Origin of the sequence: Lysinibacillus sp. VIII_CA, assembly GCF_049943995.1 — a bacterium.
GTDB classification, from domain to species: domain Bacteria; phylum Bacillota; class Bacilli; order Bacillales_A; family Planococcaceae; genus Lysinibacillus; species Lysinibacillus pinottii.
Genome location: NZ_JBNFXM010000014.1, coordinates 78,807 through 104,048, shown reverse-complemented (window position 1 = coordinate 104,048; position 25,242 = coordinate 78,807). Strand labels below are relative to the sequence as shown.

Annotated in this window: 29 protein-coding genes and 2 pseudogenes; 19 read left to right on the top strand and 12 right to left on the bottom strand. The window is 36.0% G+C overall.

Annotated features, from left to right (window positions below; translation table 11 throughout):
- Nucleotides 1-143 precede the first annotated feature (143 nt).
- Entirely contained in the window at nucleotides 144-779 is a 636-nt protein-coding gene (gene trhA, locus ACP3VS_RS17230) for a PAQR family membrane homeostasis protein TrhA (RefSeq protein ID WP_031418145.1), read from the bottom strand.
- A 274-nt stretch (nucleotides 780-1,053) separates the two neighbouring features.
- Between trhA and ACP3VS_RS17225 the strand changes: the two genes are divergently transcribed.
- From ACP3VS_RS17225 to msrB, 5 genes are all read left to right on the top strand, one after another.
- The gene (locus ACP3VS_RS17225) at nucleotides 1,054-1,896 is read left to right on the top strand and encodes a DegV family protein (protein ID WP_031418146.1); all 843 of its coding nucleotides are present in this window, start codon (nucleotides 1,054-1,056) and stop codon (nucleotides 1,894-1,896) included.
- A gap of 198 nt (nucleotides 1,897-2,094) precedes the next feature.
- Entirely contained in the window at nucleotides 2,095-3,024 is a 930-nt protein-coding gene (locus ACP3VS_RS17220; protein ID WP_227256843.1) for a GDSL-type esterase/lipase family protein, read from the top strand.
- A 4-nt stretch (nucleotides 3,025-3,028) separates the two neighbouring features.
- Nucleotides 3,029-3,610 carry a YpmS family protein gene (locus ACP3VS_RS17215; RefSeq protein WP_012294355.1) on the top strand — a complete coding sequence of 194 codons (582 nt, stop codon included), beginning with the start codon at nucleotides 3,029-3,031 and terminating at the stop codon, nucleotides 3,608-3,610.
- A gap of 12 nt (nucleotides 3,611-3,622) precedes the next feature.
- The gene (msrA, locus tag ACP3VS_RS17210) at nucleotides 3,623-4,156 is read left to right on the top strand and encodes a peptide-methionine (S)-S-oxide reductase MsrA (protein ID WP_012294356.1); all 534 of its coding nucleotides are present in this window, start codon (nucleotides 3,623-3,625) and stop codon (nucleotides 4,154-4,156) included.
- On the top strand, nucleotides 4,149-4,577 hold the full coding sequence (gene msrB / locus ACP3VS_RS17205; RefSeq protein ID WP_012294357.1) for a peptide-methionine (R)-S-oxide reductase MsrB: 429 nt from the start codon (nucleotides 4,149-4,151) through the stop codon (nucleotides 4,575-4,577). Before msrA ends, msrB begins: the two co-directional genes overlap by 8 nt.
- 218 nt (nucleotides 4,578-4,795) lie before the next feature.
- On the opposite strand, the gene ACP3VS_RS17200 is transcribed toward msrB, so the two are convergent.
- Entirely contained in the window at nucleotides 4,796-6,637 is a 1,842-nt protein-coding gene (locus ACP3VS_RS17200) for a methyl-accepting chemotaxis protein (RefSeq protein WP_031418148.1), read from the bottom strand.
- Nucleotides 6,638-6,884: 247 nt separating this feature from the next.
- On the opposite strand from ACP3VS_RS17200, the gene ACP3VS_RS17195 reads away from it, so the two are divergent.
- From ACP3VS_RS17195 to ACP3VS_RS17170, 6 genes and pseudogenes are all read left to right on the top strand, one after another.
- On the top strand, nucleotides 6,885-7,103 hold the full coding sequence (locus tag ACP3VS_RS17195) for a YozE family protein (protein WP_031418149.1): 219 nt from the start codon (nucleotides 6,885-6,887) through the stop codon (nucleotides 7,101-7,103).
- A 111-nt stretch (nucleotides 7,104-7,214) separates the two neighbouring features.
- Nucleotides 7,215-7,922 carry a purine-nucleoside phosphorylase gene (deoD, locus tag ACP3VS_RS17190; protein ID WP_031418150.1) on the top strand — a complete coding sequence of 236 codons (708 nt, stop codon included), beginning with the start codon at nucleotides 7,215-7,217 and terminating at the stop codon, nucleotides 7,920-7,922.
- A 550-nt stretch (nucleotides 7,923-8,472) separates the two neighbouring features.
- Nucleotides 8,473-8,712, top strand: a complete 240-nt coding sequence (locus ACP3VS_RS17185; protein ID WP_036161585.1) for a hypothetical protein — start codon at nucleotides 8,473-8,475, stop codon at nucleotides 8,710-8,712.
- A gap of 632 nt (nucleotides 8,713-9,344) precedes the next feature.
- A complete protein-coding gene (locus tag ACP3VS_RS17180) occupies nucleotides 9,345-9,866 on the top strand; it encodes a hypothetical protein (RefSeq protein ID WP_426389343.1) in 522 nt (173 codons plus the stop codon).
- A gap of 288 nt (nucleotides 9,867-10,154) precedes the next feature.
- Nucleotides 10,155-10,403, top strand: a pseudogene (locus ACP3VS_RS17175) (CPCC family cysteine-rich protein); the annotation flags it as partial.
- 476 nt (nucleotides 10,404-10,879) lie between these two features.
- Nucleotides 10,880-12,133 (top strand): S-layer homology domain-containing protein, encoded by a 1,254-nt coding sequence (locus ACP3VS_RS17170; protein ID WP_426389342.1) that lies wholly within the window; start codon nucleotides 10,880-10,882, stop codon nucleotides 12,131-12,133.
- A 467-nt stretch (nucleotides 12,134-12,600) separates the two neighbouring features.
- Here ACP3VS_RS17170 and ACP3VS_RS17165 read toward each other — a convergent pair whose 3' ends face one another.
- From ACP3VS_RS17165 to ACP3VS_RS17150, 4 genes are all read right to left on the bottom strand, one after another.
- Nucleotides 12,601-12,825: a hypothetical protein gene (locus tag ACP3VS_RS17165; protein ID WP_031418151.1), complete on the bottom strand. Its 225-nt coding sequence runs from the start codon at nucleotides 12,823-12,825 to the stop codon at nucleotides 12,601-12,603.
- A 445-nt stretch (nucleotides 12,826-13,270) separates the two neighbouring features.
- Entirely contained in the window at nucleotides 13,271-13,612 is a 342-nt protein-coding gene (locus tag ACP3VS_RS17160; protein ID WP_031418152.1) for a hypothetical protein, read from the bottom strand.
- Between the two features lie 321 nt (nucleotides 13,613-13,933).
- Nucleotides 13,934-14,056 carry a hypothetical protein gene (locus ACP3VS_RS17155; RefSeq protein ID WP_257216131.1) on the bottom strand — a complete coding sequence of 41 codons (123 nt, stop codon included), beginning with the start codon at nucleotides 14,054-14,056 and terminating at the stop codon, nucleotides 13,934-13,936.
- A gap of 706 nt (nucleotides 14,057-14,762) precedes the next feature.
- A complete protein-coding gene (locus tag ACP3VS_RS17150) occupies nucleotides 14,763-14,972 on the bottom strand; it encodes a YjcZ family sporulation protein (protein WP_031418153.1) in 210 nt (69 codons plus the stop codon).
- Nucleotides 14,973-15,156: 184 nt separating this feature from the next.
- Here ACP3VS_RS17150 and ACP3VS_RS17145 point away from each other — a divergent pair, with 184 nt between their 5' ends.
- Nucleotides 15,157-15,627, top strand: coding sequence for a GNAT family N-acetyltransferase (locus tag ACP3VS_RS17145; protein WP_036161589.1), 471 nt, complete (start codon nucleotides 15,157-15,159; stop codon nucleotides 15,625-15,627).
- Between the two features lie 62 nt (nucleotides 15,628-15,689).
- Here the strand turns inward: ACP3VS_RS17145 and ACP3VS_RS17140 are convergent, their stop codons facing one another.
- Together ACP3VS_RS17140 and ACP3VS_RS17135 are read right to left on the bottom strand one after the other, a co-directional pair.
- Nucleotides 15,690-15,962, bottom strand: coding sequence for a hypothetical protein (locus ACP3VS_RS17140; protein ID WP_036168217.1), 273 nt, complete (start codon nucleotides 15,960-15,962; stop codon nucleotides 15,690-15,692).
- Between the two features lie 51 nt (nucleotides 15,963-16,013).
- On the bottom strand, nucleotides 16,014-16,547 hold the full coding sequence (locus tag ACP3VS_RS17135) for a GNAT family N-acetyltransferase (RefSeq protein ID WP_230584402.1): 534 nt from the start codon (nucleotides 16,545-16,547) through the stop codon (nucleotides 16,014-16,016).
- Nucleotides 16,548-16,730: 183 nt separating this feature from the next.
- Between ACP3VS_RS17135 and ACP3VS_RS17130 the strand changes: the two genes are divergently transcribed.
- The 3 genes and pseudogenes from ACP3VS_RS17130 to ACP3VS_RS17120 all read left to right on the top strand — a co-directional run bounded on the left by ACP3VS_RS17130 (nucleotide 16,731) and on the right by ACP3VS_RS17120 (nucleotide 18,643).
- Nucleotides 16,731-16,865 (top strand): hypothetical protein, encoded by a 135-nt coding sequence (locus tag ACP3VS_RS17130; RefSeq protein ID WP_257216129.1) that lies wholly within the window; start codon nucleotides 16,731-16,733, stop codon nucleotides 16,863-16,865.
- 200 nt (nucleotides 16,866-17,065) lie between these two features.
- The gene (locus ACP3VS_RS17125; protein ID WP_426389340.1) at nucleotides 17,066-17,395 is read left to right on the top strand and encodes a GNAT family N-acetyltransferase; all 330 of its coding nucleotides are present in this window, start codon (nucleotides 17,066-17,068) and stop codon (nucleotides 17,393-17,395) included.
- A gap of 217 nt (nucleotides 17,396-17,612) precedes the next feature.
- A pseudogene (locus ACP3VS_RS17120) lies at nucleotides 17,613-18,643 on the top strand (serine hydrolase domain-containing protein).
- Between the two features lie 32 nt (nucleotides 18,644-18,675).
- Here the strand turns inward: ACP3VS_RS17120 and ACP3VS_RS17115 are convergent.
- Nucleotides 18,676-18,981, bottom strand: coding sequence for a hypothetical protein (locus ACP3VS_RS17115; protein ID WP_012294372.1), 306 nt, complete (start codon nucleotides 18,979-18,981; stop codon nucleotides 18,676-18,678).
- 96 nt (nucleotides 18,982-19,077) lie between these two features.
- Here ACP3VS_RS17115 and ACP3VS_RS17110 point away from each other — a divergent pair, with 96 nt between their 5' ends.
- Complete coding sequence (locus ACP3VS_RS17110; RefSeq protein ID WP_197149017.1) at nucleotides 19,078-19,638, top strand: AAA family ATPase; 561 nt, start codon at nucleotides 19,078-19,080, stop codon at nucleotides 19,636-19,638.
- 27 nt (nucleotides 19,639-19,665) lie between these two features.
- Here the strand turns inward: ACP3VS_RS17110 and ACP3VS_RS17105 are convergent, their stop codons facing one another.
- The 3 genes from ACP3VS_RS17105 to ACP3VS_RS17095 form a co-directional block, all read right to left on the bottom strand.
- Complete coding sequence (locus tag ACP3VS_RS17105) at nucleotides 19,666-20,844, bottom strand: Ger(x)C family spore germination protein (RefSeq protein ID WP_012294374.1); 1,179 nt, start codon at nucleotides 20,842-20,844, stop codon at nucleotides 19,666-19,668.
- A gap of 323 nt (nucleotides 20,845-21,167) precedes the next feature.
- Complete coding sequence (locus tag ACP3VS_RS17100; protein WP_012294375.1) at nucleotides 21,168-22,547, bottom strand: MATE family efflux transporter; 1,380 nt, start codon at nucleotides 22,545-22,547, stop codon at nucleotides 21,168-21,170.
- 17 nt (nucleotides 22,548-22,564) lie between these two features.
- On the bottom strand, nucleotides 22,565-23,044 hold the full coding sequence (locus ACP3VS_RS17095) for a DUF6530 family protein (protein ID WP_012294376.1): 480 nt from the start codon (nucleotides 23,042-23,044) through the stop codon (nucleotides 22,565-22,567).
- Nucleotides 23,045-23,716: 672 nt separating this feature from the next.
- Between ACP3VS_RS17095 and ACP3VS_RS17090 the strand changes: the two genes are divergently transcribed.
- The 3 genes from ACP3VS_RS17090 (at nucleotide 23,717) to ACP3VS_RS17080 (ending at nucleotide 25,223) form a co-directional block, all read left to right on the top strand.
- Nucleotides 23,717-24,187, top strand: a complete 471-nt coding sequence (locus ACP3VS_RS17090) for a peptide-methionine (S)-S-oxide reductase (RefSeq protein WP_036161596.1) — start codon at nucleotides 23,717-23,719, stop codon at nucleotides 24,185-24,187.
- Nucleotides 24,188-24,215: 28 nt separating this feature from the next.
- Nucleotides 24,216-24,719, top strand: a complete 504-nt coding sequence (locus ACP3VS_RS17085; RefSeq protein WP_198695970.1) for an NUDIX hydrolase — start codon at nucleotides 24,216-24,218, stop codon at nucleotides 24,717-24,719.
- Nucleotides 24,720-24,884: 165 nt separating this feature from the next.
- Nucleotides 24,885-25,223 (top strand): hypothetical protein, encoded by a 339-nt coding sequence (locus tag ACP3VS_RS17080; RefSeq protein ID WP_036161603.1) that lies wholly within the window; start codon nucleotides 24,885-24,887, stop codon nucleotides 25,221-25,223.
- Nucleotides 25,224-25,242: the final 19 nt, after the last annotated feature.

Genomic DNA, 25,242 nt, shown 5'->3' with positions numbered 1-25,242 from the left:
GGCAACAGAAGATCCAGTGAGACAGAAATAAGGCACTTCCTGTTCAAAATTGAACAAGAAGTGCCTTATTTTTATCTTAAAAAGGTTCGCTTTTATGAAAACATAGGTTTTTCAGTGCCCTCTTATGAAGGGAGCGACTTTTTTTATAAATAGAAGTATACACAAGCGTACATGGAAGCACAGCCAGCTAGCACAAAAAGATGCCATATTGCATGGTTATAAGGTAGAGAGCGCCAAGCATAAAAGATGGCACCAATCGTATAAAACAGCCCACCCGCTAGCAATAAAGCAAAGCCGTAAAAGCCTAAGTATAGATAAACGGGCTTAATAGCAAAAATGATTAACCAGCCCATGCCAATATAAAATATTAAAGATAGGACTTCAAAACGATTGATGAAGAAACATTTAAAAAGAACACCTAGGACAGCCAATGTCCAAATAATACATAACAAAGTCAAACCTAATGTGCCACCAACGGCAATTAATAAAAACGGCGTATACGTACCAGCAATTAAAATGTAAATGGACGAGTGGTCCAAAATAGCGAAAAAGTGTTTATATTTTTCTGGCATACTGTGTAGCAGTGTGGACATTAGGAACAGGATGATGACAGAGGTGCCAAAAATACTAAAAGTAGTAATATGTAGAGCATTTCCTGTTTGCACAGCTGTAACCAGTAAAACAACTAGTGCTGGAATACTTGCAAGAAAACCAATACCGTGTGTAATGGCATTCCACAGCTCTTCCTTCCAAGATTTATAGTCAAATGAATCAATCATTTACAACACTCCTTTCGTTCATGTATTTACTATACCCCAATAATTTATATATGAACATTTACATTTGTCATATATTTCATATCAAAAATGTCATAAGGCTGTCATATTCTTTTAGGGGCTTTGATAGACAAGAGTTAAAGGAAACGCTATAGTATCAAAGGTAGCGTTTACATTCTAAAGAAATCAAGGCTTAACCTAATGACAAATGTCATGTTTACATAATGATTCATTAGTCTATATAATAAATTTTAATGAAGTAAAAGGATGTGTCGAAGTGGGACGAATTCATATAGTAACGGACTCAACTTGTGATTTAACTAAAGAAGAAGTAGCACAGCATGGCATACATATCGTGCCATTAACAATTCAAATTGATGGTGAAACATATATAGATGGTGTGGATTTAGAGCCACAACCTTTTTTAGGCTTAATGAAAAATGCTAAAAATTTGCCGAAAAGTTCGCAGCCTGCACCAGGGAAATTTAAGGAATTATATGATGAGTTAGGCAAAGATGGCGATCAAATTATATCCATCCATATGACAGGTGGTATGAGTGGCACGGTGGAGTCAGCACGACAAGCAGCTCAAATGACAGACGCCGATGTGACTGTGATTGACTCACGCTTTATTGCAATTGGTCTAGCTATCCAGCTACGTGAGGCTATAAAAATGCGCGATGCTGGAGCAACGGTTGAGGACATCGTGGCCCGTCTGGATAAAGTACGTGCAAACACACATTTGTATGTGATTGTGGATACCCTTGAGAATCTAATTAAAGGCGGTCGAATTGGTAAAGGAAAGGGCTTTATCGGCTCATTGCTGAACATCAAAGTTATTGCCAACCTAGAGGGTGGCGTTTACAATCCTGTTTCCAAGGTTCGTAGCCATAAACAGGTTGTGAATTACTTATTTAAACAATTCCAAGCAGATACGGCTGGGAAAACAGTTAAAACGGTCGGTATTTCTCATGCAGATGGCCTCATCACAATGGGTAATCCATTAAAAGAGTTAATCGAAGGAACTGGTTTTGATAAAGTTGAGATTGCCTTTACATCCCCAATTATTTCGACACATACTGGACCAGGTGCAATCGGATTTATTTATTTTGCAGAATAATAGTGAGGAGCTACTACATAAGTAAATGTAGTGGCTTTTTTTCATTTTTTACCTTTTAGCTGGATGCTTGTTCGGCATTTGGAAAAGAGGAAATTTGACAACAACACAAAATTATGGAGAACAGAGGGTAAGTCACTTTTCATTAGGGTATGAACTATTCTATAATAGAAGGTACAGAAAGGGATGGAAGGTGGTCAAATGGACATTTGGCGATTTATGTTGTCATGTTTGATCGTCTTAGTACTAAGTGGTTGTGCAATATCAATCGATGAGCCGAATCCGCAAGCAGAGCCTGACGGCGAGCAAGCAGAAACGGAGCAAGATATGACGCAGGATGAGCAACAAACAGTAGAAGAGGAAAAAACCTCCAAGAATATGTTGACGCAAATTTTTGAACATTTTTTTGAGCCATCAGCAGAGGATTTATCGCAAATTGATGAAGAAAATGCAAAGCAACTGCATTACTTGGCACTGGGAGATTCATTAACAGATGGTGTCGGTGATGAGTATAGTCAAGACGGTTATGTAGGAAGATTAGCAGATTCATTGCTTACGTGGCCTTCGATTTCCGAGGTGGATGTTGATAATCGTGGCAAACGGGGCAGACGTAGTGATCAGCTACTAAAATTAGTGAAAAAAGGGCATTATGATGAAGAGTTGCAGCAAGCGCAGCTCATTTCTTTAACAATGGGTGGCAATGATGTCATGAAAGTGGTTAAACAGGATTTGTTTAATCTGAAGCGTGACGCATTCGATAAAGAATTGCGGACCTATAAGCAGCGCTATAGCAAAATCGTTGAAGGAATTCGTGCAAAAAATCCGACAGTGCCTATCCTACTCATTGGATTCTACAATCCATTTTCGATTGTGACCAATGAGGCGAATGAATTCGATACAATTATCACAGAATGGAATAATGTGATTGAGGAAGTAGCGAGCGAAGATTCCAATGCATGCTACGTATCGGTGGAGGATTTATTTGATTCAAATGAAGAGCTCGTCTATCATACAGATTTTTTCCACCCCAATGCAAAGGGATATGAAAAAATGACAGAACGTATACTAGCAGCAATGGAGCAGTGTGGTATGGAAGAAAAGATTAACAAGGCAATAGGCTTCGAGGAGTGACAAAATGAATAAATGGAAAGTCGCGTTTTTCGCCTTAGCAGGCACAGTGCTTTTTGCAATCCTCCTCGTCGTTTTTTTAGCAACTAGACCAGTAGATGGAGTCGATGTTGCGAAGAGTTCAGCAGGTGAAAGTGAAAGCAAAGGGAATGTACTCGTGGTGCAAACCACAACAAAGGAATTAGAATCGATTTCCAAAAAATATTTAAAGGATGCAGCAAAAGGCTCGCCTTTACCACTTGATTTTACAATCGGCGATGATATTCAATTACGAAGCACACTTACCGTGTTTTATACGGAAATCCCGATTTCCATGAATTTTGATCCAATTGTGGATGACAAGGGCAATATTATTTTAAAGCAGACGGGAATGAATGTCGGGCTATTAAACATTCCGCCGGAGACGACCATGAAAATTATGCGGGATTCGGTGGAATTCCCTTCTTGGATTACCGTGAACCCCAATAAAGCAGAAATCTATATTGATTTATCGCGAATTAACATAGCATCAGGATCACGTGTCCGTGCTAAAGAATTAGACTTACCAAATGACAAAATTTTATTAGAAATTATTGTTCCTGGTGAATAAGGAGTGAAATGAATGGCAAAGCAATATGCAACATTTGCAGGAGGCTGTTTTTGGTGTATGGTCAAGCCATTTGACGAAACACCTGGCATTGAGTCGGTGCTATCAGGCTATACAGGTGGACATGTTGTCAATCCAACCTATGAGCAAGTGTGCTCAGAAACTACCGGACATGTAGAAGCCGTGCAAATCGTATACGATGATGACCTTTATAGCTATGAGCAACTACTATCCATCTATTGGACCTTAATAGACCCGACAGATGCAGGAGGCCAATTTTACGATCGTGGCGAATCCTACACAACAGCCATTTACTATCATAATGAAGAACAACGTCAACTAGCAGAGCGTTCAAAGGCTGATTTAGAAGCCTCTGGAAAATTTGATAAACCGATCATGGTGAAAATCTTACCTGCTAGCACATTTTACCCGGCTGAGGACTATCACCAATATTATTATAAGAAAAATCCAATGCACTATGAACGCTATTCGGTTGGAAGTGGTCGCCGAGCGTTTCAAGAGCATCACTGGGGGAACAAACATGAATAAAGAACAACGTTTAAAAGAACTCACAGACATGCAATATTATGTGACACAGGAAAATGGGACAGAACCACCATTTCGTAATGAGTTTGATGAGCATTTTGAAGAGGGCATCTATGTAGATATTGTCTCTGGGAAACCACTATTCAGCTCATTGGATAAATACAACTCAGGCTGTGGCTGGCCAGCATTTACAAAGCCCATCCAAAAAGAAGAAGTAACTGAACACTTCGACACTTCCCACGGTATGCGTCGGGTAGAGGTACGCAGTAAAGAAGCAGACTCCCATCTAGGACATGTCTTCCCAGACGGCCCAAGTGAACTAGGAGGCTTACGCTACTGCATTAACTCAGCATCCCTACGTTTCGTAGCAAAAGAAGATTTAGAAAAAGAAGGCTACGGCCAATTCCTATCATTATTCAAATAAAATATCATCCTAGCAAGAGCGACCTTGCTAGGTTTTTTTGTGCATTAACTAAGTAGAGGATAGAATGTGTGAAGTGAGGATAGAACGAGCGGATAGCACCTCTGACCTTGGCTGATTCACACCTCGCCATATTGAAGCATCTCCTCCTCAAAAAATAAGAGGGAATCCTTTCATTGGAAGGATTCCCTCTTAAATTTACAATAACGTTTAGAAAAAACTTAAACTTTAAATGCTCCTACTAGATTTCGCAGGCTGTCAGCTTGTTGAGCAAGCTCAGTGGCAGCCGCGTTGATTTCCTGCATGGAAGCGGAGCCCTGTGTGGCAGCGGCGGCGGATGTTACGGTGTTAGCCGCGGACTGCTCAGCATAGGCATTGACGTGAATGAAGTCGCTCGCTACGGCATTGCTAAAGTCAAGTGTAGATGCAATTTTATCCACCATGGCTGCAATTATCGTTGTTGTTTCTTGTGTATGCGATAAAATGTTGGCCAAAGATTGATTGGTTTCATTGGTTACTTCTACGCCTCGAATGACCGTAGTGACTCCTTCATGGTTTTGAGCAATAATAGATGTAACTTCATCTTGAATAGATGTCACGATAGCAGTTACTTCCTTGGCAGCACTTTGGGATTGCTCAGCTAGTTTTCGAACTTCATCCGCTACCACGGCAAAACCTCGACCATGCTCGCCAGCTCGAGCCGCTTCAATCGCTGCATTTAAAGCTAGTAGATTTGTTTGCTCGGAAATGGCTGTAATGGTACCAATGATTGATGTAATGTCGGCAGATTTACGACCTAAAGCCTCGACCGTGGATGTTGTGGAAGCCATAGTTTCTTCGATTGATTGCATAACAAGCGAAGATTGCTCCACAGAAAGGCTTCCTTCATCGGCTGCTTGCTGCATGGCTATAGAGGCACGATGTACGGCACTGGCTTGTTCGTTCAATTGATGCATAGAGTGCTCTAAATCACTCATTTTTTGTTGTGCACTATTCATACTAGAAATGGTATTATCACTATCGCTTGCAATATCTGCAGTCGCATCCGCAATATCTTGAATGGTACGAGCATTTTCATCTGCTAGCGACATGAGCTCCTGACTACTGCTTGATACATGATCAGCCAGTTCACTTACACGTCGAATTAAATTGGAAATGGATTCAATCAACGTATTTGTGGAAGCAGCAATAATGGAAAATTCATCATGATTTCGCACTTTCACACGCCTAGTCAAATCGCCTCCTGCCTGAGCAATATCAAGGATGGAGTCATTAATCGCTTGTGTATTACGTTTCAAAGATTTAAAGAGCATAAAACCAAACATAACAATGGCTAAAAACCCTATAATAGATACGATAAAGAATGTAGTGATCGAAAGGTTTACTTGTTGATTAAGCTTGTCTAATTTAGCTTTATTCGATTCATCCATTACAATATTTATGGATTCAATATTATTATCAATATGGGTTTTCATTGTTTCCCCAGTAGCCCCCATCATAAGCTTACGGGCCTGCTCAAGACCAAGTTCATCACGCATAGTCATCACTTTTTTTGAATAATCCAAGTAATTTCTATAATACTGGTCAATGGCCTGTATATGACCAAGCTCAACTTCCCGATCCTGAAATTGTTCATTTAAAGCCGTTAATTTTTTATTAATAGTATCAATTTTCAAATGATATGAAGTAGAATAAATGCCATTACCTGTAATTAAGTAACTTTGTTCCAAATTCGTCAGCCTTGCAATCTCATACGCAAGTTGATTTACTGTTAACTGCTCTAAGACATTCTTCTTAGTGAAATCCTCCATCTCCTGCTGAAGCTTCTGTATATTGACATAAGACAATATACCCATTACACCATTAATTACAATAAGAAGTGCGAACATCATAAGCACTTTTCCTCTAATTAAATGGTAAAAACGTTGTCGTTTTACTCTATTAGGACGGGGATTGATCCCGTTTTTCTCTTGTATAGAAGCTTTCTTTCTCTTAAAAAAGCTAAAAGTGAAGAGAGTCGGGCGTTTTTTTGCTGCATCATGAATATTCTTAGTCTTTTTCATCGCATCACCTTCCTAATTTTTAGTAATCGATTTCCATTTTATCTTATTTTACTAGATATTTCTATTATTTTTTCTAAAAATTTAAATTTTTCTGATAGCTATAGCTGTGACAAAAGTCAGGATTGTCCAAGAAAATAGTGCTAAAACCTTGGATAGGTAATATATCTTAGTAGTGGAAATTATGACGAATAACGGTTTTTCTGATACACTATCGAAAAGTAAATGCAAGAAAAGGGGAAATTGTGTGATGAAAAAAAGTTTTTATTTATATGTCCTAACATTTCGGGGCGGCGACTGGTCAGACCCTAAGGTACGGTTTGCAGAGGAAATGTTTCATGAGCATAATTTTCCAAAGCAAAGCACAGACTTTAACGAACTATCCAACTACATTGAATCCTATGCTACAGAAAATTTAACAATTGAAGCTTTTGATCATTTGTGGGAATTATATGAGGGACAGGCATAATTGTACGAAAACTATAAATAATTTTTTAGTTGCTAGACGTCTAGCATTGCGTAAATGACAGAAACACAGTATTATTTATAGTGATAACTGACAGAAAAGAGGGATTGCAGTATGAGTGTTCATATTAATGCAAAAAAAGGTGAAATCGCTGACACAATTTTACTTCCAGGAGATCCACTTCGTGCAAAATACATCGCGGAAACATTTTTAGAGGATGTAACTTGCTACAACGAGGTACGTAATATGTTTGGTTATACGGGTACGTATAAAGGCAAACGTATTTCAGTACAAGGAACTGGTATGGGTGTGCCATCTATTTCAATCTATGCGACAGAATTAATGCAAGAATATGATGTTCAAAAATTAATCCGTGTAGGTACTTGTGGTGCAATTCAAAAAGATGTGAAAGTGCGTGACGTGATTTTAGCACAAGCAGCAACATCTGATACACGTATGAACCAAATCATTTGGGGTGGAGCTATCGACTTCGCACCAATCGCAGACTTTGACCTATTATTGAAAGCGTATAACGCAGGGAAAGATGCTGGACTTAACTTACAAGTAGGGAATATCTTCACAGCAGATTTATTCTACTCAGATGAGCATCAAAATGAAAAATTAGCACAATACGGTGTACTAGCTGTAGAAATGGAATCAGCAGCTCTTTACACATTAGCCGCTAAATTTGGCCGTAAAGCACTTTCTGTTCTAACAGTAAGTGACCACATCATTACAGGTGAAGTAACAACTTCAGAAGAACGTCAAACAACATTCAACGACATGATGGTTGTCGCATTAGAGGCAGCTATTCAAGACTAGTTGATATAACAGCGTTTTCAACATGTATGAAATACCTTAATAAAAGCAACCGACCAAAAAACGACCATTTTTGTAAAATGGAGTTAAAGTAGTCGGTTGCTTTTTCTTTATCTTTCATAGTTAAGTGACTATAGGTATTAATCGTTTCTTGAATGTTAACATGTCCAAGTTGCTCCTGAACATACTATCCGGATGTGCAGGGAAACCGTTTGTTTTTGTGAATAGTAGATTTATTGAATTGTTATCGTCATCTTCCAAAGGTGTCCAAGCTTCCCCTGATGCGAGTTGTAACTTCTGGTCCTTTGTATATTGTTTTATTTCTCTCATTAACTCGATAGGGACATTGACAAACGTATCTCTTTGTTTTTGTGTTACCTAAGAAAAAATTTTTTACTTCTTCATCATATTAATTACACAGGAAAAAAAGGTAACCATTCTTGAAAAGACAATGATATACTTTCTTCTCTTCTAGAATCAACAAGTGGTAGTAATGAAACTAGCGGTATTCGAATTGAATGCAGAGTATAAAAAAATCTGGAGGAGTTTATATATGACTATTAAATGGAATATAGAACAAATTATTTTCGATACTCTATATGAAGCTGACACATGGGCAGATTCCATAGCAAATGAAATATATGGAAGAATTTATAATGGATATGATACTCCAGATTACAAGATAGCATATTCTCTTGCTTTTAGATTAGCTTCAATAAAAGGATGTAGGATTTATACGGAATGTAGTATAGAAGATAGATATAAAGTATGGGTCATTTTTGAAAATGAATAGTAAAAAGGTGAAAGTTCTATTAGTTTAAAATTAGTATAGACTGACATTGACATAGTCAAGTAATTAATACTCAGTCACCAAAATAACAACCAGGAGCTCAATTGAATGTGAGTACCTGGTTATTTTTTGTTTAATATTTTTTTACTTCAAATGAAGCAATTTTATCATGTACAATATATTCTGTTACTTTTTATAAGGAGATATTGTTTCTTTAAAATCTGTGTTTTCTATTATAGCTGTAATAATTGCTTGCTCTTCAAACAGTTTTCATTGACTAAACCCTTTTGTCCTAGCCTCCTTTACATTACTCTTGAATAGTAGTTAAAATTCCATCTTCAAAATACAAATATTTATAATCATAATAAATCCATTGCTCACTTACACCATATGTAGTAGTTGTTTCATTAAAGGGGCAAGCATTTATCGCATTTTACCTTATGTCTAATAGAGGGCGTTCAGCACCTTTTTATAACTGGCTGAACGAGCGTGACCATAGAACACACAAAAATAAATAACAGACCAAAACCTAGAAAAATGGCTAGAATCACAAATGGATAGTTATCCAAAATAATCTTGTTCATTGTATTATAAAGATAATGGAATAGAAATAGGAAGAAAGGAATGGAGATTATATGTTCAAGGATATTCAAAAGTTGTTTGATGATTACAATTTATTTGCTAGACAAATTGCAAATGTAAGATTATCAAATTTGTCATTTCTTGTATATGAATTTAGAGATAATTATGAAATGCAAGTAGATATAATATTTGCAGAAAAAAGTCAATTTGATAATATTCAAGAGGCATTTTCTGCAATATTAAAAAAAGAATTGTTTGATGGAGAGGAGTGGGATATCCATGATGAACCAAATCCTTCTGATGAACAATGGCTAACCGCGCTAGAAAATTTCTGGATTAATAATTATTCCCCCCCCAAAAACATTTGTATTGAGTTAGTGAACCAAGGTGAGTTTCTATGTAGATTTCAAAATGAATTAGCATATCTTAATGTAACAGAACCAATTGTTAAAGAACTTTTAACTAAATTAAATCACATTGAAACTATTCAACTAATAAAAGGATATACATATGACTACATATTTGGACAGTCTGATAGTCATTATTTTGTGTTTGAATGGGGGATATATGATTAGTTTATTGACCATGTCTTGATGGTTTTTTGTTATTTATTTTTTATTAAATATTTGTGAATGGAAAGTGCACAGTGAACGTCCAATGCTTTTCTATAATTAGTTAAATTAACCTAATAGTCTTCCACAATCATTAGTGCATAGTGAACCATCTTTAGATAATTGGCTTGAAAATTAATGGAAATAGTTATCCAAATGAAAGTTGTATAGGGTATTATTAAACTTACTGAGTAGTTTAGTAAGTGTTTTGTAGAAAATGACATAGAAATGAGTCGAGAGGTAAGGTGTACCATGAACAAAATTACGTGCCCCTGTTGTGGCTATAGAACATTGGATAGTGATGGTAGCTATGATATATGCCCAATTTGTTTTTGGGAGGACGACCCTTTTCAAAAAGAAAATGAGTACGATTTAGGTGCTAACCATGTGCCCCTTGTTGAAGCACAAAAAAATTATATTAGGTATGGTGCTTGTGAGAAAAGGTTTGTTAAAAATGTTCGAAAGTCTAATGAACAAGATAAAAGAAATCCGAATTGGAAGGCATTTAAGGATGATTTATATGAGCTGGGATTAGTTTGTAGAAGGTTTAAAGAAGGGGTGTATAATATTGCAGATTTAGAACATAACTTATCTTTGATTGATAGTTCAAAAGAGATAAACAAAATTATAGAACAAGCTATGAATGATATAGAAATGATTAGGTTTTGCACTTCTGACTATAAGCAAAGAGACGAAGCGATAGAGGTTGTTGAAAAATTGTTAAAACGGTTGAATATTACGACGATAGAAACCTAAGATTAGATTTTAAATTAAAAGGGTTTCACGTAATAAACTATAAAATACCACACCATGATGGGTGGTTTTTCTTTTGTATTCATTTCGACGGTGTATTATTTGTAATGTAAGTAGATAAAAGGGCATAAAAGAATCTATTTTTAATAGTCTATATTTCTTATTCAGGGGATATATGGTAACTTTGGTATGTACATATTTTTAAATAAAAGGTGAGGTATGAAATGTTACATAAGAAATCATCGAACAATAATTTAATGATTAAAGCACTAGCAGCGAGTGTTATGACAGCTGCTATGGTTATTCCAGTTGCTACTGAAAATGTTCAAGCAGCACCAGTTACAAAAACAACGTTTAAAGATGTAGCTAAATCTCATTGGGCATATGAGTCCATTAAACAGGTCGCTGAAAAAGGGTTAGTAACAGGATATGAAGATGGTACATATAAGCCATCTGCTCAAGTTACACGTGCAGAGTTTGCAACATTCCTATCACGCGTATTCGATGGCAACAACCGTACACCATCTAAATTTTCAGATGTTGGAGCTTCACATTGGGCAAATGACGCTATTCAAGAAGGACTAGCAGTTGGATTCATTAAAGCTAGTGATTTCTCAAATAACAAATTTGAACCAAACAAAGCAATGACACGTGGCGAAATGTCTCGTTGGCTTGCGAATGGGTTAGCCCATGCAAATGCTGATTATGGCAAAGCGATTGAGGAAATGGCAAATTCAAGCCTTACAATTATTCCGATTCCAGAATTTTATGGTGGAGGGGTAAATAAGAAGGATCTACCGTATATCGGGGTAGCACTTGGTACTGGATTGCTTTCAGGTTATGAGGATTTCACATTCAAGCCAAATGGCAATACAACGCGTGCAGAGGTAGCAACTATCCTTATCCGCTTCATGGATGCAATGAAAAAAGCGCCATCTGATTTCACAGGGTTAAAAGAGCTTCGTGAAGTTGCTAGCACAGGAACTAACATTTTAACAATTTCTAACTTCAAGAAAACGAAATATACGGGATATGAAGGTGTTCTTGGAAAACCACATACTCATTTGAATAAAGGAGTAGCAACAATTGAACGAGCAATTGTAATAGATACTACTGGTTCCAAAGCAAAAGGAATCTATAAAGATATGTTCTTTAATGAATTTACGTCACATTATAATGGTTTAAATAGAAATTTTTATACAGTTATTTACGAATACACTTTAACCCCAAGTCGAGATGTTAGTTTAAATGGAATTGCCGATGGTTCTTTAGAAGGCTATGCGTCATCATTTCGTGTTGATGAAAGTAAAAGCGAACAATTTAATATTTCAACACCTAAAAATGTATATGAAAATGTTTTTAAAAAGGGTGAGAATTATCGATATTGGGCAAAAGGTAGTTTCTTAAATCGACCAGGACATTCAATAACGGGGCGAGCAGACGATAATAGTTTTTACTACTATGAAATACCCAAATAGAAATGACAATTTAAGATATTTACAGAGACTAATTAAATAACAACAAAGACCACTACGTTATGGGTGGTCTTTAAGTTTTTTTAACCGAAATAAGGCGACTTTTTGCGACCAAAAAGCGACTAACATCTTATATTTGGTTAACTTAATAAAAAAGTAAACAATTTAAGTTGCATTTTAAATAGTGTAGAATGTTGTTAAATCAACATTCATGAAGTATCTTGTTCTTTAAAAAAGTACAAGTAATTCAACGACATGATGGTTGTCGCATTAGAGGCAGCTATTCAAGACTAGTTGATATAACAGCGTTTTCAACATGTATGAAATACCTTAATAAAAGCAACCGACCAAAAAACGACCATTTTTGTAAAATGGAGTTAAAGTAGTCGGTTGCTTTTTCTTTATCTTTCATAGTTAAGTGACTATAGTTAACTCCACTGTTCCTCTTTATCTTGTGCTACAATTTTTAATTAAATAACTTTTTCTTTAATCTCATCTGATATATATTTTATCTTCTCAAGTCTCTCAACTACGTAAACGTATTTTAGTTGAGTCGCTGTTGTGAATACACTCGGTAGGTCTTCATCTATACCATTGAATTTTTCGTATGCTAATGCAAGATTGTTATAGTCTTGTTGTACTTCGTTTGCTTTTCCTTCTGTTTTAGTAATTAAAGGATCGAAATCGCCATTCATTACTATTTGAATATATTCTTTTTCGTCTGCTGTAATTTCACGACTATAGGCTCCTACTATTTACACTCCTGTTTTTCTTCACCACATGCAGCTAAACAAGAGTGTAAAAGATGGGTGAAGGTTGTTCTTTGCGGGTTGAGACTAATCAATTGGATGGAATTTTTTTATGTTGCTATTTTAAAATTTAAGCTGGATGATAACAGGAATATAGAGGATGAGGTTAAGTTCGGAACCCGGATTAAGTATGGAAGTAATGAAAGAATTTCATCAAGTGCTGGGTGAGGCGATTGACCATCAAAAAGAAAGAGTAGCGTTGCCATAAGTAAAAATAAAAGGGCTAAAAAATAACTAAAGGTATAAAGAGTGCACTTCTTTATACCTTTAGTCCACAATAAGAGCCTGTTAAAAATAAGGCTCACACGTTTTTAAGCATAGATTTATAAAATTAAAGAATTTGCGTTAATTCTGAATTTACAAATCGTTGGGCATCGATAATTACACCTGAAGCTGTTCGACCGTACACACTGTATAATCCTCCAGTTTGATTAGGAACAATTTCAACCTCATATTGAGCAGAACCACTCACACTTGGAGTTACAAATGTAGAAGCGTTGGCATTAGCAGCAAAAGGAGTTGTTGATAATAACTGTCTCGTGCCGTTTAGTCTGAAAACCCTTACTACTCCTGTTAATAAACCTCCAGTGAGATTAAGAACTTTGATACGAACGCTAGAGGCATTAGCTGGTAGATTTCCTGTATTTTCAATTGGACCAGTAGTTAAAGGCATGTAATTTTCACCTCCTTTTAACTTAAGATTAATAATCTGCAGATTACATTTTCATAATATGCATTACGCTTCTACATTCTATAGACTTATTAATCAAGTTTCTTTAAAAACAAAGGTAAAGTGTGAATTGTTTAGTAGAAAATGTATTATTAGTGAATCTATAAACATAGGTGAATCCATATAAAAAGACAAAATACCCTAGTAGTAGCAAACTATAATATGGAGAGATCAAAACAAACCGGACATCTTGAGGAATAACAAAATAGAGCGATTAAAATACATCGCTCTATAAGCCTATTATGTATGTATGCTTTAAAGAAATTACTGGCTTCTTTCGAGTTCGTCGATACGTTTTTCTAATTTTTTGATTTTAGAATCAGCTGAAATAGCAAAGACAAATGACAAACAAGCAAAAGAAAAAGCCATAAGTGCAAAAGAGTCCATTTAAATACCTCCTATTATAAAGAAAAAGTGTTGTAATTAATTTACGGATGCAAATGGAAAAGGTTTCAAATTTACGATTGAAAAAGAGAAAGCTTCAGCGTCTTCACACGCTACAGCTCGAATTGAGATACAAAGGTTACCACCATCAAAAAAATGCGAGCAGAAATGGTTATAGGGGCAAAAACAGCACAATACGGAATTGGGGTTACTTGACTAAAGGCAACTGGTGGCATAAGCAAACCACTTATGATGTGATGAATAAGATAGTGGTGAAATGGTAAATATCTTTTTGAAATACAGAAGCAATCCTACAAGTTCTGGGGCAATTAAAAAGAGACCACCTTTTTACTGGCAGTCTCCTTTAAAAGCAGTCGACTTTTGACCAAAAGCGACCAACCTCTTATATTTAGTTAACGTAATAAAAAGGTAAACAATTTTAGTTGTATTTTAAATAGTGTAGAATGTTGTTAAATCAACATTCATGAAGTATCCTGTTCTTTAAAAAAGTACAAGTAATTCAACGACATGATGGTTGTCGCATTAGAGCCAGCTATTCAAGACTAATATCGTAATTTGTGAAGCAACCGACAAATGTTAGTTGGTTGTTTTTCTTTTTTTTCTTAGTGAAAATCCAAGGGCCACCTGGCTGTAAAGGACCCTTGGGTGATTGACAAAAGAAGTTATAGTTATCTCTTATCACTAATGATTAGCAATCTTCTTTTTGCATGAATGTTGCGCCAACAATGATGAGTAGAATGAATAGAATCACGATTAAGACAAATGTTGAACTATTACCTTTGCCATGGTCCATGCAGTAGCCCATGTTATACTCATTACCATAACCGCTGTAACAGCAATTGTAATTACCTACACTACCATAATATCCTGCATTTCCTACGTTTCCGTAATATCCCATGAAAACCTCTCCTTTCTTCAATTTATAGTATGTAATTTGTCATTGAAGGGAGTGGGGTATTCGTCTAATGTCAGCTAAAAAAGAGTCACGGATAGATAAGGTCTATCCTGGATACATAAATAAACGCCAATGTACTCCAATTTGAGGTACTATAAAATTAGCAAAAGAAAAGGAGAAATAAAAAATGTTTACCTTTCATAAAAATGATAGGACATTCGTGGAAATCGAAAAGGATATTATGAACTCAAATCAGGAATATAATTTAATCGCCTATGATCAAAAGGTTCTTGGGAATGAGGATATTCTAGCTATACATGAAGAAACAGAAGAATTACAGGTTGAAAGATACTTGGTAAAAAAAGGGGATGACTTTCTAGCTATTTTGGATTATGGCATGTTAAGCCCTCGTCATCAAAAACCTTGGATCAGTCTATTGGCGGTCCATAAAAAATATCAAGGTTTAGGATATGCCAAAAAAATATACATGATGTACGAGGAATTAATGAGAAGTCAACGAGCAAACTGTATTCATATCGCAGTACATTCTACTAATAAAGGCGCTGTCAACTTCTGGACTTCGCTTGGTTTTATACAGTTTGACGAGAGAATTTACGAAGATAAAGTTATCCTAAGCTTTGAGAAGATTTTAATTTAAGCATTCTAACTTTACTCCTGTTTATTTTTAAAGAAGTAAAATATAAACAGGAGTGGTATATATTAAAATTTTTTGAATACACCGACGAGAAGTATAACCAGCCCAATGAGAAATAAAAAGGGGAACAAGATGACCATGAGTCCTACTGCTGCAAAACCGTCGCCTTCTTTTATGCCATACAAAATAGAAACCACCCAGGCAAACAGTGGTGCTATGACTACCATTAAAGTGATTCCCCAAATAATGAATGTTGTTTTCTTCGATTTACCCAGACATATAATGAAAACGATAGATACGATTAACACCAAAGCAATAACAACAACGCCAATCGCCAATTTCAACCCTCCTAATCTGTAGTTAAAGGCTGCCAATTCATTTGGGTGCTTTTATGCATCCCATAATAGTTCTACTACTTTATTGACATCATCCCATTCATAAACTAGCTCCTCTACTACTTTGCCCCCAATATTGATGTCTAGGCTTGTTAAAAGCTTTGCGCCAAAATGTTCGTAGAAATATTTTGATGTATTGTCAGCCAACACCTCTACATATATTTTGGAATAGTTTTTCTGCTGAAAGAAAAGAAATAGTTCTTTCAATAAAAGCTTACCTAGTCCGTTCCCTTGATAGGCTTCTAGGAGATAGAGTGTTTCTAAATAAATGGAATTGGGAATAGGTGCTGTTTCTCTTTGAGTCGCAGAAGAAAAGCCAATAATATCTCCGTCGTCATTTTCAGCTACAAGTATAAATTTTGTAAGATCTTCGAGATGACGTTCCCATAAAAGTGTTCGTTGTGTATAAGATAATTTTTCTAAAAATTCATCTGGAATTATATCTTTATAGGTTGTTCTCCAACTATCGACATGTACTGTCCCAATACCTGTAGCATCTTCGACGATTGCCTTTCTAATTTTCATCATGAACCCTCCCAACATCTATCTTTTAAGTAATATAACATACCATTATTTGGATGGATAATATAAAATAGGAGATACGTATCGTGCAAATTAGTGCAGAAACCTACAAACACCGCAATCATTCGTTATTTCTTGGTACAAGAATAAGAAACACATACATATCACTTATGAAATAGGAGGTTTACCATGAGTAGCAGCTATCAGGTAAGAGACAGCTATTTTATGATTGTTGATCCACTTTCAGTGATTATGATCGGCATGACTTTTTTATTTCTACTAATGTTTGTTTTAGTGTTGTGGAAAAAAAGAAACAACGTATAACATGCCTCGACTATATCCTTATTAAGGGAGTAGGGATAATTCATCCATCCCAACGCTTTTATGAAATAAAACAAGGTCTATCTGTATAACCATAATAGAAAGGTAGAGTGCATTGGAAATTATTCAATCTTATCCTATTCAACCCGCAGTGAAAGTATTATTATCCTATGCCACATCCAAAGCAAAGGTGGATCAGGCATATGATTTGTATGTACATTCCCTGGCATAGAAATTTATATGGCTATTACATGGATCAAGAACTTGTTGGCTGTATAGGAATTGAAATAGGTGATGCACATCCGTGTGTCATTAAACATATAGCCGTATCGCCAGCGCATCGTGGGAAAGGAATTGGGCGTAGGATGGTTCAGTCTATTCACCATCATCATTCATTTTCTTCCATTTATGCCGAAACGGATAGAGATGCTGTGATTTTTTATAAAAAGATAGGATTTCACATGACAAGTTTAGGAGAAAAATACCCAGGTGTGGAGCGGTTTGCCTGCCTATTAACGGGTCCTACATTGTAGCATACAGCTTTCAATTAAATACGTCATAAATTATCCATCTACATAGGGAAGAAAGGAGCGGCATCTATTAAAAAAAAGATTTTCGGAGTGTTAGTAATTGGTCCCTTTACCTTATCCTTAAGAGAGAACAATGTGAAACGTCATCGTTATGGGGAAATTTATGGTGCGGTAGTGAACAGTTATTTAAAAAAAATTTAATTAAATTAGGAGAAAGTGGATGAATACAAATTTAGATAACATCATACTGGACATTCAACAGAAGATTAATTTTTCAGGTACCGTGCTTGTAGAGAATCCAAAGCAGGGTATCGTAGTCAACCAAAGTTTTGGGTATGCAAATCGTTCTGAGGAAATCAAAAATCATGCAAAAACTCGTTTTGGTATTGCCTCTGGCTGTAAGATTTTTACTGCAATAGCTATTTGTCAGCTAATAGAACAAGAAGAACTTTCTTTTGACACTAAACTATGTGAATGTCTCAATCAGTCATTTCCACATTTTGATAAGGAAATAACGATTAATCATTTACTGACGCATACATCAGGGATATCAGATTATTTTGATGAGGAGGAAATGGATGATTTTGAAGAGTTGTGGATTGAAAATCCAATGTATCAGCTTCGAACATTGAGTGATTTTTTACCTTTATTCCAAAATCGTCCTATGAAATATCAAGTAGGTGCTAGATTTCACTACAATAATGCAGGTTATATTTTATTAGGATTAATTGTTGAGCATATATCAGGTATGGTCTTTTCAGATTACATTCAACAATTTATTTTTGATCGTGTAAAGATGACGGAATCTGGCTATTTCTCATTGGACGCTCTACCTTCTAACACGGCCTTAGGCTATATCGACAATGCAGATGGTACATGGAAAACAAATATCTACTCATTACCTGTCAAAGGTGGTTCTGATGGGGGAGCATTTGTCACAGTAGGTGATATGGCGAAGTTATGGGATGTGCTCTGATGAACTTTGAACTACTAAATGAAGCTTTAACGAAGCAACTTCTATTAGCACATGTAGAAATGAGTGAAAGTAGTGGTTATGGACATGGCATCTGGATTAAGAAAAATAGTCATCAATCTATTTTGAAATATCATGTTATGGGGTACGATCCTGGAGTATGCTTCCACTCGGCATATTATCCAGAATCCTCTTTCAAGGTAGTGATCTGTTCCAATCAATCAAATGGAGCAATCGATATGATGAGAGGGATAGAAGAGGGGTTATTTTTAATTTAAGAACTTTGAATTGTACGTAGTCCCTAACAAATTTAAGGGGAAAACCGATTTTGTTTTTTTAGTTTTTTCTGCTTATATGTAATATAAGAGGTTTTCAAGGAAGCATAACTACCAATAGCTGCATAGCCATAAAACCAGCCCATAAACAAGCCAGCTAACAGGTGGTGGCGATGGCTGATGAAGACGGAAATGAGTAAGCCGATAACTAAAGCGATGAAGGGAACCCAAAAAGGTTTAATATGGCATAGCTTTTTCATCAACTGTGTTAGCATCATCACCACTGGAACAGCGATGACGGCATCCCAAAAGTTCGTATGTATTAGTGGGAAATGTTCCATTTATTTTTCACCTCGATTAGAACTATTTACAACTATTATTTGCTGTGAAAATTATTTTATACTCAAAAATTAAGAGCATTTTCTAGGAGGTAACAAATGAAATTTGTCCTTATATTTGGTCCTCAAGCTGTTGGGAAAATGACAGTTGGGCAGGAATTAGCCAAAATAACTAATTTAAAGCTATTTCATAATCATATGACAATTGATTTAGTTAGTCATTTCTTTGACTACGGTACGAAAGAGGGGAAGAGATTAGTCAATTTATTTCGACAGGAGATTTTCAAAGAAGTTTCAGCTAGTCATTTATATGGATTAATTTTCACATTTGTTTGGGCGTTCGATGTTCAAGACGATTGGGATTATGTAAAGGGGGTTACTGAGCTTTTTGAATCCAAAGGGGGCAAGGTATACTATGTAGAGCTTGAGGCTGCTTTAGAAGAAAGACTGCATCGCAATAAAGGCTCGAATAGACTGAAGCATAAGCCTTCAAAAAGGGACCTTATTTGGTCTGAAAATGACTTGTTAACCTCAATAGAGAAAAACAGATTGAACTCTTTAGAGGACGAAATCCAATTCCCAAACTATATAAAGATAGACAGCACAAATTTAAGTGCGGAAGATGTAGCAAAAATAGTCCAAGAGCAATTTCACTTATAAAAAAAACGCTTGGCTCCCAAGCGTTTTTTATTCAGGAGAACCCTGTCTTTTAACTTTAATGATTTCTGAAAACGTTTTGCGTCCTGGATTTATTTGCTGAACATCAATAGATATTTTACGAATAGAGTTCTCTTGTAAAGGAATTTTTCCTTCTTTTTCTATTTTTCTCCATGCTTTGACGTTATCTCGATAGAGTACCTCTGATAATCGAAAAATATCTACATCTAATTTTAATCCCTCCGTATAGGTTTCTCTGATTTCCTTTTTCACTTCCTGAATAATTTGTTTTTTCAATTCCTTTTCGCTGACTTTCCCTTTAAAGCCTTGGACGGTTGCATGAAGTTTTAATTCCACATCAAAATAAACATCCTCTTTATTTACAATAGGTATTTTTTCTACTTGTAATTTATTAATACTAACGGTCAACTCCTCGTTACCGTCAGTTCTTAATTTAAAGGTGATTTCACCTCGGTTTGTGTAATTATGCATCCATTGATTACCTCTAGCAGCCTCATCCTTCAAAAAACCTTTTACGCCGTCTTTCGACAAAATACCGACACCTGAAAAATACGTTTCTTCTACCTTTTCATCGACCGTTTGCCAATCTTTTTTGATGGAGACATAAGGTACAGTCACTTCGTGGTTTGGCTCATTTAACCCAATAACGATTTCTCGTAAATTTTTTGGTTCAATAAACGTTTCTTGTTCTGTTGGGTTGATTGGATTACTTAGTTTTGAAGAAGACAGTGAATTTTTTAATATTGGTGAGACAAGGAGGACATCGTTCACTGATTCCTTTGTGCAATACATCCAAATTTGATATCTTGTATCTCGAAAGCGAATAAACGTATCAATAACTGGGATAAACCGCTCATTTTCCATGGCTCTCTCTGAGAAGATAATATATCTCATATGCCCCCAAAAAATTTGCTGGTCAGACGATCGGTACAATTTGTAGATAGCTTCTTCTATGGTTTTTCCCTTGGCATGACCAATTTCAGCAGGTTCAGTATTTGACCTGGGTTGAATGGATTTAGCGACATCTGCAAAATTAATAATTTGTAAATAGACCTCATATTCATCATTAACGTAATCAACACCGACTGCATTGATATAGTACATTCTTTGTGGCTCTGTAATATCCCAGCAACCTGCGAGCAGGGTTGTAAGAAAAATCATCACTATAAATTTGAAGGTTGTTTTCATGGTTTCTCCACTCTCAAGTAGCTATTTTATAATAATAGCTTGGACAAAAGGTGGTGTTTTTATAAAAAAAAGTAGGGTAATTCAATATGTTTTAATTGTCTATTAAACCTTGGGGTAAAATAAATCGAAGAAGATGAAAAAAATATTTTTTTATTTGTAACTTTTTTAAACGATATACGCCTAATTCATTAGTAGAATACAAAAAACTAAAGCAAGGTAGTAAAATTCACTTTTCACAAGATGACCAGGGCTCACTGACGAGCACCTGGTCATTTTGTGTTTATAGAAAAAAGGACATGAGCTCTTTTCATGTCCTCAATCCTTTAATCGTTAAGCATTGCTTTTAATGTTCGTTTTTGCCAGCCTAGCTTGAAGTAGGTATATTGCATAATGAAATGTACACAGAAGGTAATTGGGTAGGCGAGCCATACACCATTTAAGTCTAGTGAAGTGTGGTGGGATAATAGGAACGCTAACGGTACCTGAACTACCCAAATAGTAATAACTAAGAAAATTGTAGGCCATAAAACGACGCCTGTTGCACGCATCGTAGCTGAAACCGTTTGTGTATGACCGAAAATTAAATAACTCCAAAAGGCGATATATAAATAATTTTTGGCAATGAGTACAGTATCATGTGAATCGATAAAAAAGGCCAAAATTGGCTCAGCAAATAGATACATGATAAGTATAATCGCACCACCTAAAAGATAGTTAATACGAACACCCATTTGGCGAATTTTTTTAATCATTTCTGTAGAATTCGCTCCTAATGCTTGAGCGACAAATACAGATGTGGCAATAGCAATACTCATCGCAGGTACCTGTGCATAACTAGCCACCTGATTCACAACACCATAAGCTGCAGTTGCATTGGAGCCATAAACGTTAACAAAGCCTATGACAGCTATTTCTGCCACAGATATAGCAACCATACTAATACTAGATGGAATCGCTAGCTTTAATAATGAAGCTAAAATATCTTTCTTTAATTTAAAATGCTGTAAAATAGATTTGTCTAAACGGAGTAAATGCTTGGTTTTATGCAAATATGCCAGTAACAGAATCATTGTTACTAGGTTTGATAGCACAGACGCATAAGCAGCGCCATTTAAGCCAAATGCAGGCAGGCCAAACCAACCGAACAGTAATGGAGGAAGGAAGGCGATATTTAACACAACACTGATTACTAAAAATAGGAATGGTGTTTTCGAATCACCAACTCCACGCATAAAGGTTGTATACACCATATACCAGAACATAATTGGTAACGTGAAGAATAAAATTTGGGCATAGCTAATACTCATATCTAATATATTAGCCGGTGTTTGCATAAAACGTAAAATCCATTCAATAAAAAAGCCACCAAAGATTGCCACAACAATGGATAAAATCGTTGTGAAGGCGAGCGTTACACCAACAACCTCCTTCATCCTAGCATGATTACCAGCCCCGAAGGTTTGCCCCACTAAGATGGAGCTACCTGATCCAATACCAATGGCAAATGCCATTAAAAAGAAGAAAAATGGAAAAAAGGCTGAAATCGCTGCTAATGCATCGACACCCAAATTACGCCCCACTAAAAACATGGCAAAAACCTGCCCAACGGATTGTAGGACATTTGCCAACATAACCGGAATTAAAAAATTTAAAAAGGCCTTCCGAAGCTTTTGATCGTCTTGTAACATTTGTGCATTCATCATTATGTTCCTCTTGAGTTTTAATAACCCATTTCTTTTAAGATTCGTGACAATGTGCGTAGTCGTTCACCGATTAGCTCACCATCATTATTTAACGCTTGCTGAAAGAGCTGAATATCTTCATGGATTTGCTCATTTTCTGTACAAACCTCCACAGTCATGGCATCGCCCTGTAAGCCTACACGCTTAATCACGGGGTTTTCTTCATCATATAAATGCTCATAGCGATAGGCCTCTTTAAAATGAAGTTGCGCCTCACAGACTAAAATAGCAAGGTCAAGCACACGATGTAGGGGAAGCTCTTCTGATTGACGAGACCATTTGCCACCTGTATGACGCCAAACCTTTGCTGAAATATCCACCTTGCCTCTGTCATTCCACTGAGCTAAGCCGAGAGAAAGCCCTTGAGCATCAGTTTGATAGGCTGTACGTCCATCGATATTGGCATAGTTTTCGGCAACAATTACGGGTTTATGTTTTAAATGTGTGGGGATGTTCATGAAAAAAACTCCTTATCATTTGGATTTAGTAATTTACTAAATTACTGCTTTAGTAAATTTAGCATTAGCAACTTCATAAGTCAATCTTTAGTGGAAATAAACTTTATTGCATTGGCTAGCGACAAATTAACGGTGATGAAGCTAATTGTATTTCTACGTTTTCCCTTCTTTTTTGAATCATATGGAGATGGACGATTTATGCTGCTAGGCATTAGTAAATAGAATGATAACGAAGTATTTATAAAGGGAAGGAGTATGTACAAGTGTAGGTGTAGGGAAATACATATTTTAAAAAGTATGCTGAATGTTCTGGACTATGTCTTGTGGATTATAGCAAACTTTAATTTCGTCGGTCTTCTTCACTTATGTTCGAGGGAAGCATTTAGATGATAATCAAAAAGTTCTTAATAGAATGTTTAGATAAGCTGTAACTTTTTCAGGATGAAAACAACTACTGTAATAGTAGGATACAAAACTAAAGCAAAGTAGTAAGCTTCACTTTTTCACAAAAGGACCAGGTTTCCCAACATAGTGGGTATCCTGGTCCTTTTATGTTGAGAGAAAATTGCCTGTAATTTGGTGCAATTTCATGGTAGTATGGAATAAAAATTTAGGAATTTCTTACAAAAATATAGATGGGACTATTTTTTACTAAAAAGGGGGGGAATGAGATTGGAAGTAGTATACTTTGCAGGTGGTTGCTTATGGGGAGTTCAAGCTTTTATAAAAACGTTACCAGGCGTTGTGTTTACAGAGGCAGGAAGAGCCAACGGAACAAGTTTTACACTTGAGAGTGATTACGATGGGTATGCCGAATGTGTAAAAACAGGATTTGATCCGTCCGTTGTATCCATCAGGGAATTAATGGGGTATTTTTTTGAAATGATTGATCCTTACAGTTTGAATAAACAAGGACAGGATGTAGGCGAGAAATACAGAACCGGCGTTTATAGTGAAAATCCGGAACACTTACTTGAGGCACAGGCGTTTCTTTGTAAGAGAAATGATTATGATTTGATTGTTGTTGAAGTATTACCTCTTACAAATTATGTAAGAAGCGCAGAGGAACATCAAGATAGGTTAGCGAGGTGTCCAAACGATTATTGTCATATTCCAGTAGAACTATTAAATAAGTATCAGTAAGAGAGATTATTATTTTAGGAGGAAATAATTGACAACCACTTATGTGAATTGGGGAGAATCCATCGTTAAATTAACTTGGGAAAAAAATAACTTATTGCCCCCACATCATCTAATAACAAGTGTTCACGGCTTTTGTTTTCAAGGGGATCAATTAGTATTGGTGGATGTAAATCATCGAGGATGGGATTTTCCAGGAGGACATATTGAACCGGGTGAAAGCCCAGAGGATTGCTTAAAACGGGAAGCACTGGAAGAGGGCTATGTGGAAGGGGAATGTAAGTTGATAGGGCATATTATCGTTGACCATAGTGAAAATCCATTATGGACAAAAAATAGTCCCTACCCTAAAATTGGCTATCAACTATTCTACAAAATGACGATAACAAATCTGCTCCCATTTGAGGGAGAATTTGAATCTGCTCAACGTATGTTTATAAATCCGAATGATATTGCTTTTTATTATCACAAATGGAATATTCTTTATAAGGAAATATTGGATTGTGCACTACAGCAAAGACCTTCAAAACAGTAAGGTTTTTTCATTTTCAGCAGAGTTAATGGTAGACCATACACGGCTCTTCTAAATGTTTAAAATGAAACAGACGTGCCCAGTTGGAGATGAACATATACAGCGTTTTCATAAAAATGAAACCTTTACCAATAATTTTCGTAAATTGAAAAGAGAGGGGGGTTTTTAATGAACCGAAAGTATTTTATTATGATGGTTATTGCATTTATGATAGAATTCGTCCTAACTTATTGGATTGCCTCCGTATTTTCTGTCAGATTTATTGAGGTCATGTTTTTCACAGGGGCTGCCTTTACATTAGGAACGCTCTACTTTACAAGTAGTGGAGGAGCTATGTCAAGGTTTTTTGCAGCACAATCTGGAGCCATAACAGGCATCATCCAGGAGCGAGATCGATTTCAGTTTAAAGCAGGTCCTGTATTTATAGCATCACTACTATTCGTACTGATAGGTTTGGTATTCTTTATCTTACTTGTTACAGGCATCATACCACCGCAGAAGATATAGTATTTATGGGAAATCAAGA

Bases quoted from the DNA above. Each gene is read 5' to 3' on its own strand.
- ACP3VS_RS17180 (WP_426389343.1), top strand. From the start codon at position 9,345: ATGTTCAAGGATATTCAAAAGTTGTTTGATGATTACAATTTATTTGCT.
- ACP3VS_RS17200 (WP_031418148.1), bottom strand. From the start codon at position 6,637: ATGAAAAAGACTAAGAATATTCATGATGCAGCAAAAAAACGCCCGACT.
- msrA (WP_012294356.1), top strand. From the start codon at position 3,623: ATGGCAAAGCAATATGCAACATTTGCAGGAGGCTGTTTTTGGTGTATG.
- msrB (WP_012294357.1), top strand. From the start codon at position 4,149: ATGAATAAAGAACAACGTTTAAAAGAACTCACAGACATGCAATATTAT.
- ACP3VS_RS17165 (WP_031418151.1), bottom strand. From the start codon at position 12,825: ATGAATGGCGATTTCGATCCTTTAATTACTAAAACAGAAGGAAAAGCA.
- ACP3VS_RS17220 (WP_227256843.1), top strand. From the start codon at position 2,095: ATGGACATTTGGCGATTTATGTTGTCATGTTTGATCGTCTTAGTACTA.
- ACP3VS_RS17155 (WP_257216131.1), bottom strand. From the start codon at position 14,056: ATGGACTCTTTTGCACTTATGGCTTTTTCTTTTGCTTGTTTGTCATTT.
- ACP3VS_RS17110 (WP_197149017.1), top strand. From the start codon at position 19,078: ATGAAATTTGTCCTTATATTTGGTCCTCAAGCTGTTGGGAAAATGACA.
- ACP3VS_RS17215 (WP_012294355.1), top strand. From the start codon at position 3,029: ATGAATAAATGGAAAGTCGCGTTTTTCGCCTTAGCAGGCACAGTGCTT.
- deoD (WP_031418150.1), top strand. From the start codon at position 7,215: ATGAGTGTTCATATTAATGCAAAAAAAGGTGAAATCGCTGACACAATT.
- ACP3VS_RS17150 (WP_031418153.1), bottom strand. From the start codon at position 14,972: ATGGGATATTACGGAAACGTAGGAAATGCAGGATATTATGGTAGTGTA.
- ACP3VS_RS17125 (WP_426389340.1), top strand. From the start codon at position 17,066: ATGATTTGTATGTACATTCCCTGGCATAGAAATTTATATGGCTATTAC.
- ACP3VS_RS17160 (WP_031418152.1), bottom strand. From the start codon at position 13,612: ATGCCTTTAACTACTGGTCCAATTGAAAATACAGGAAATCTACCAGCT.
- ACP3VS_RS17135 (WP_230584402.1), bottom strand. From the start codon at position 16,547: ATGATGAAAATTAGAAAGGCAATCGTCGAAGATGCTACAGGTATTGGG.
- ACP3VS_RS17130 (WP_257216129.1), top strand. From the start codon at position 16,731: ATGAGTAGCAGCTATCAGGTAAGAGACAGCTATTTTATGATTGTTGAT.
- ACP3VS_RS17080 (WP_036161603.1), top strand. From the start codon at position 24,885: ATGAACCGAAAGTATTTTATTATGATGGTTATTGCATTTATGATAGAA.
- ACP3VS_RS17095 (WP_012294376.1), bottom strand. From the start codon at position 23,044: ATGAACATCCCCACACATTTAAAACATAAACCCGTAATTGTTGCCGAA.
- ACP3VS_RS17100 (WP_012294375.1), bottom strand. From the start codon at position 22,547: ATGATGAATGCACAAATGTTACAAGACGATCAAAAGCTTCGGAAGGCC.
- ACP3VS_RS17195 (WP_031418149.1), top strand. From the start codon at position 6,885: ATGAAAAAAAGTTTTTATTTATATGTCCTAACATTTCGGGGCGGCGAC.
- ACP3VS_RS17105 (WP_012294374.1), bottom strand. From the start codon at position 20,844: ATGAAAACAACCTTCAAATTTATAGTGATGATTTTTCTTACAACCCTG.
- ACP3VS_RS17170 (WP_426389342.1), top strand. From the start codon at position 10,880: ATGTTACATAAGAAATCATCGAACAATAATTTAATGATTAAAGCACTA.
- ACP3VS_RS17185 (WP_036161585.1), top strand. From the start codon at position 8,473: ATGACTATTAAATGGAATATAGAACAAATTATTTTCGATACTCTATAT.
- trhA (WP_031418145.1), bottom strand. From the start codon at position 779: ATGATTGATTCATTTGACTATAAATCTTGGAAGGAAGAGCTGTGGAAT.
- ACP3VS_RS17115 (WP_012294372.1), bottom strand. From the start codon at position 18,981: ATGGAACATTTCCCACTAATACATACGAACTTTTGGGATGCCGTCATC.
- ACP3VS_RS17145 (WP_036161589.1), top strand. From the start codon at position 15,157: ATGTTTACCTTTCATAAAAATGATAGGACATTCGTGGAAATCGAAAAG.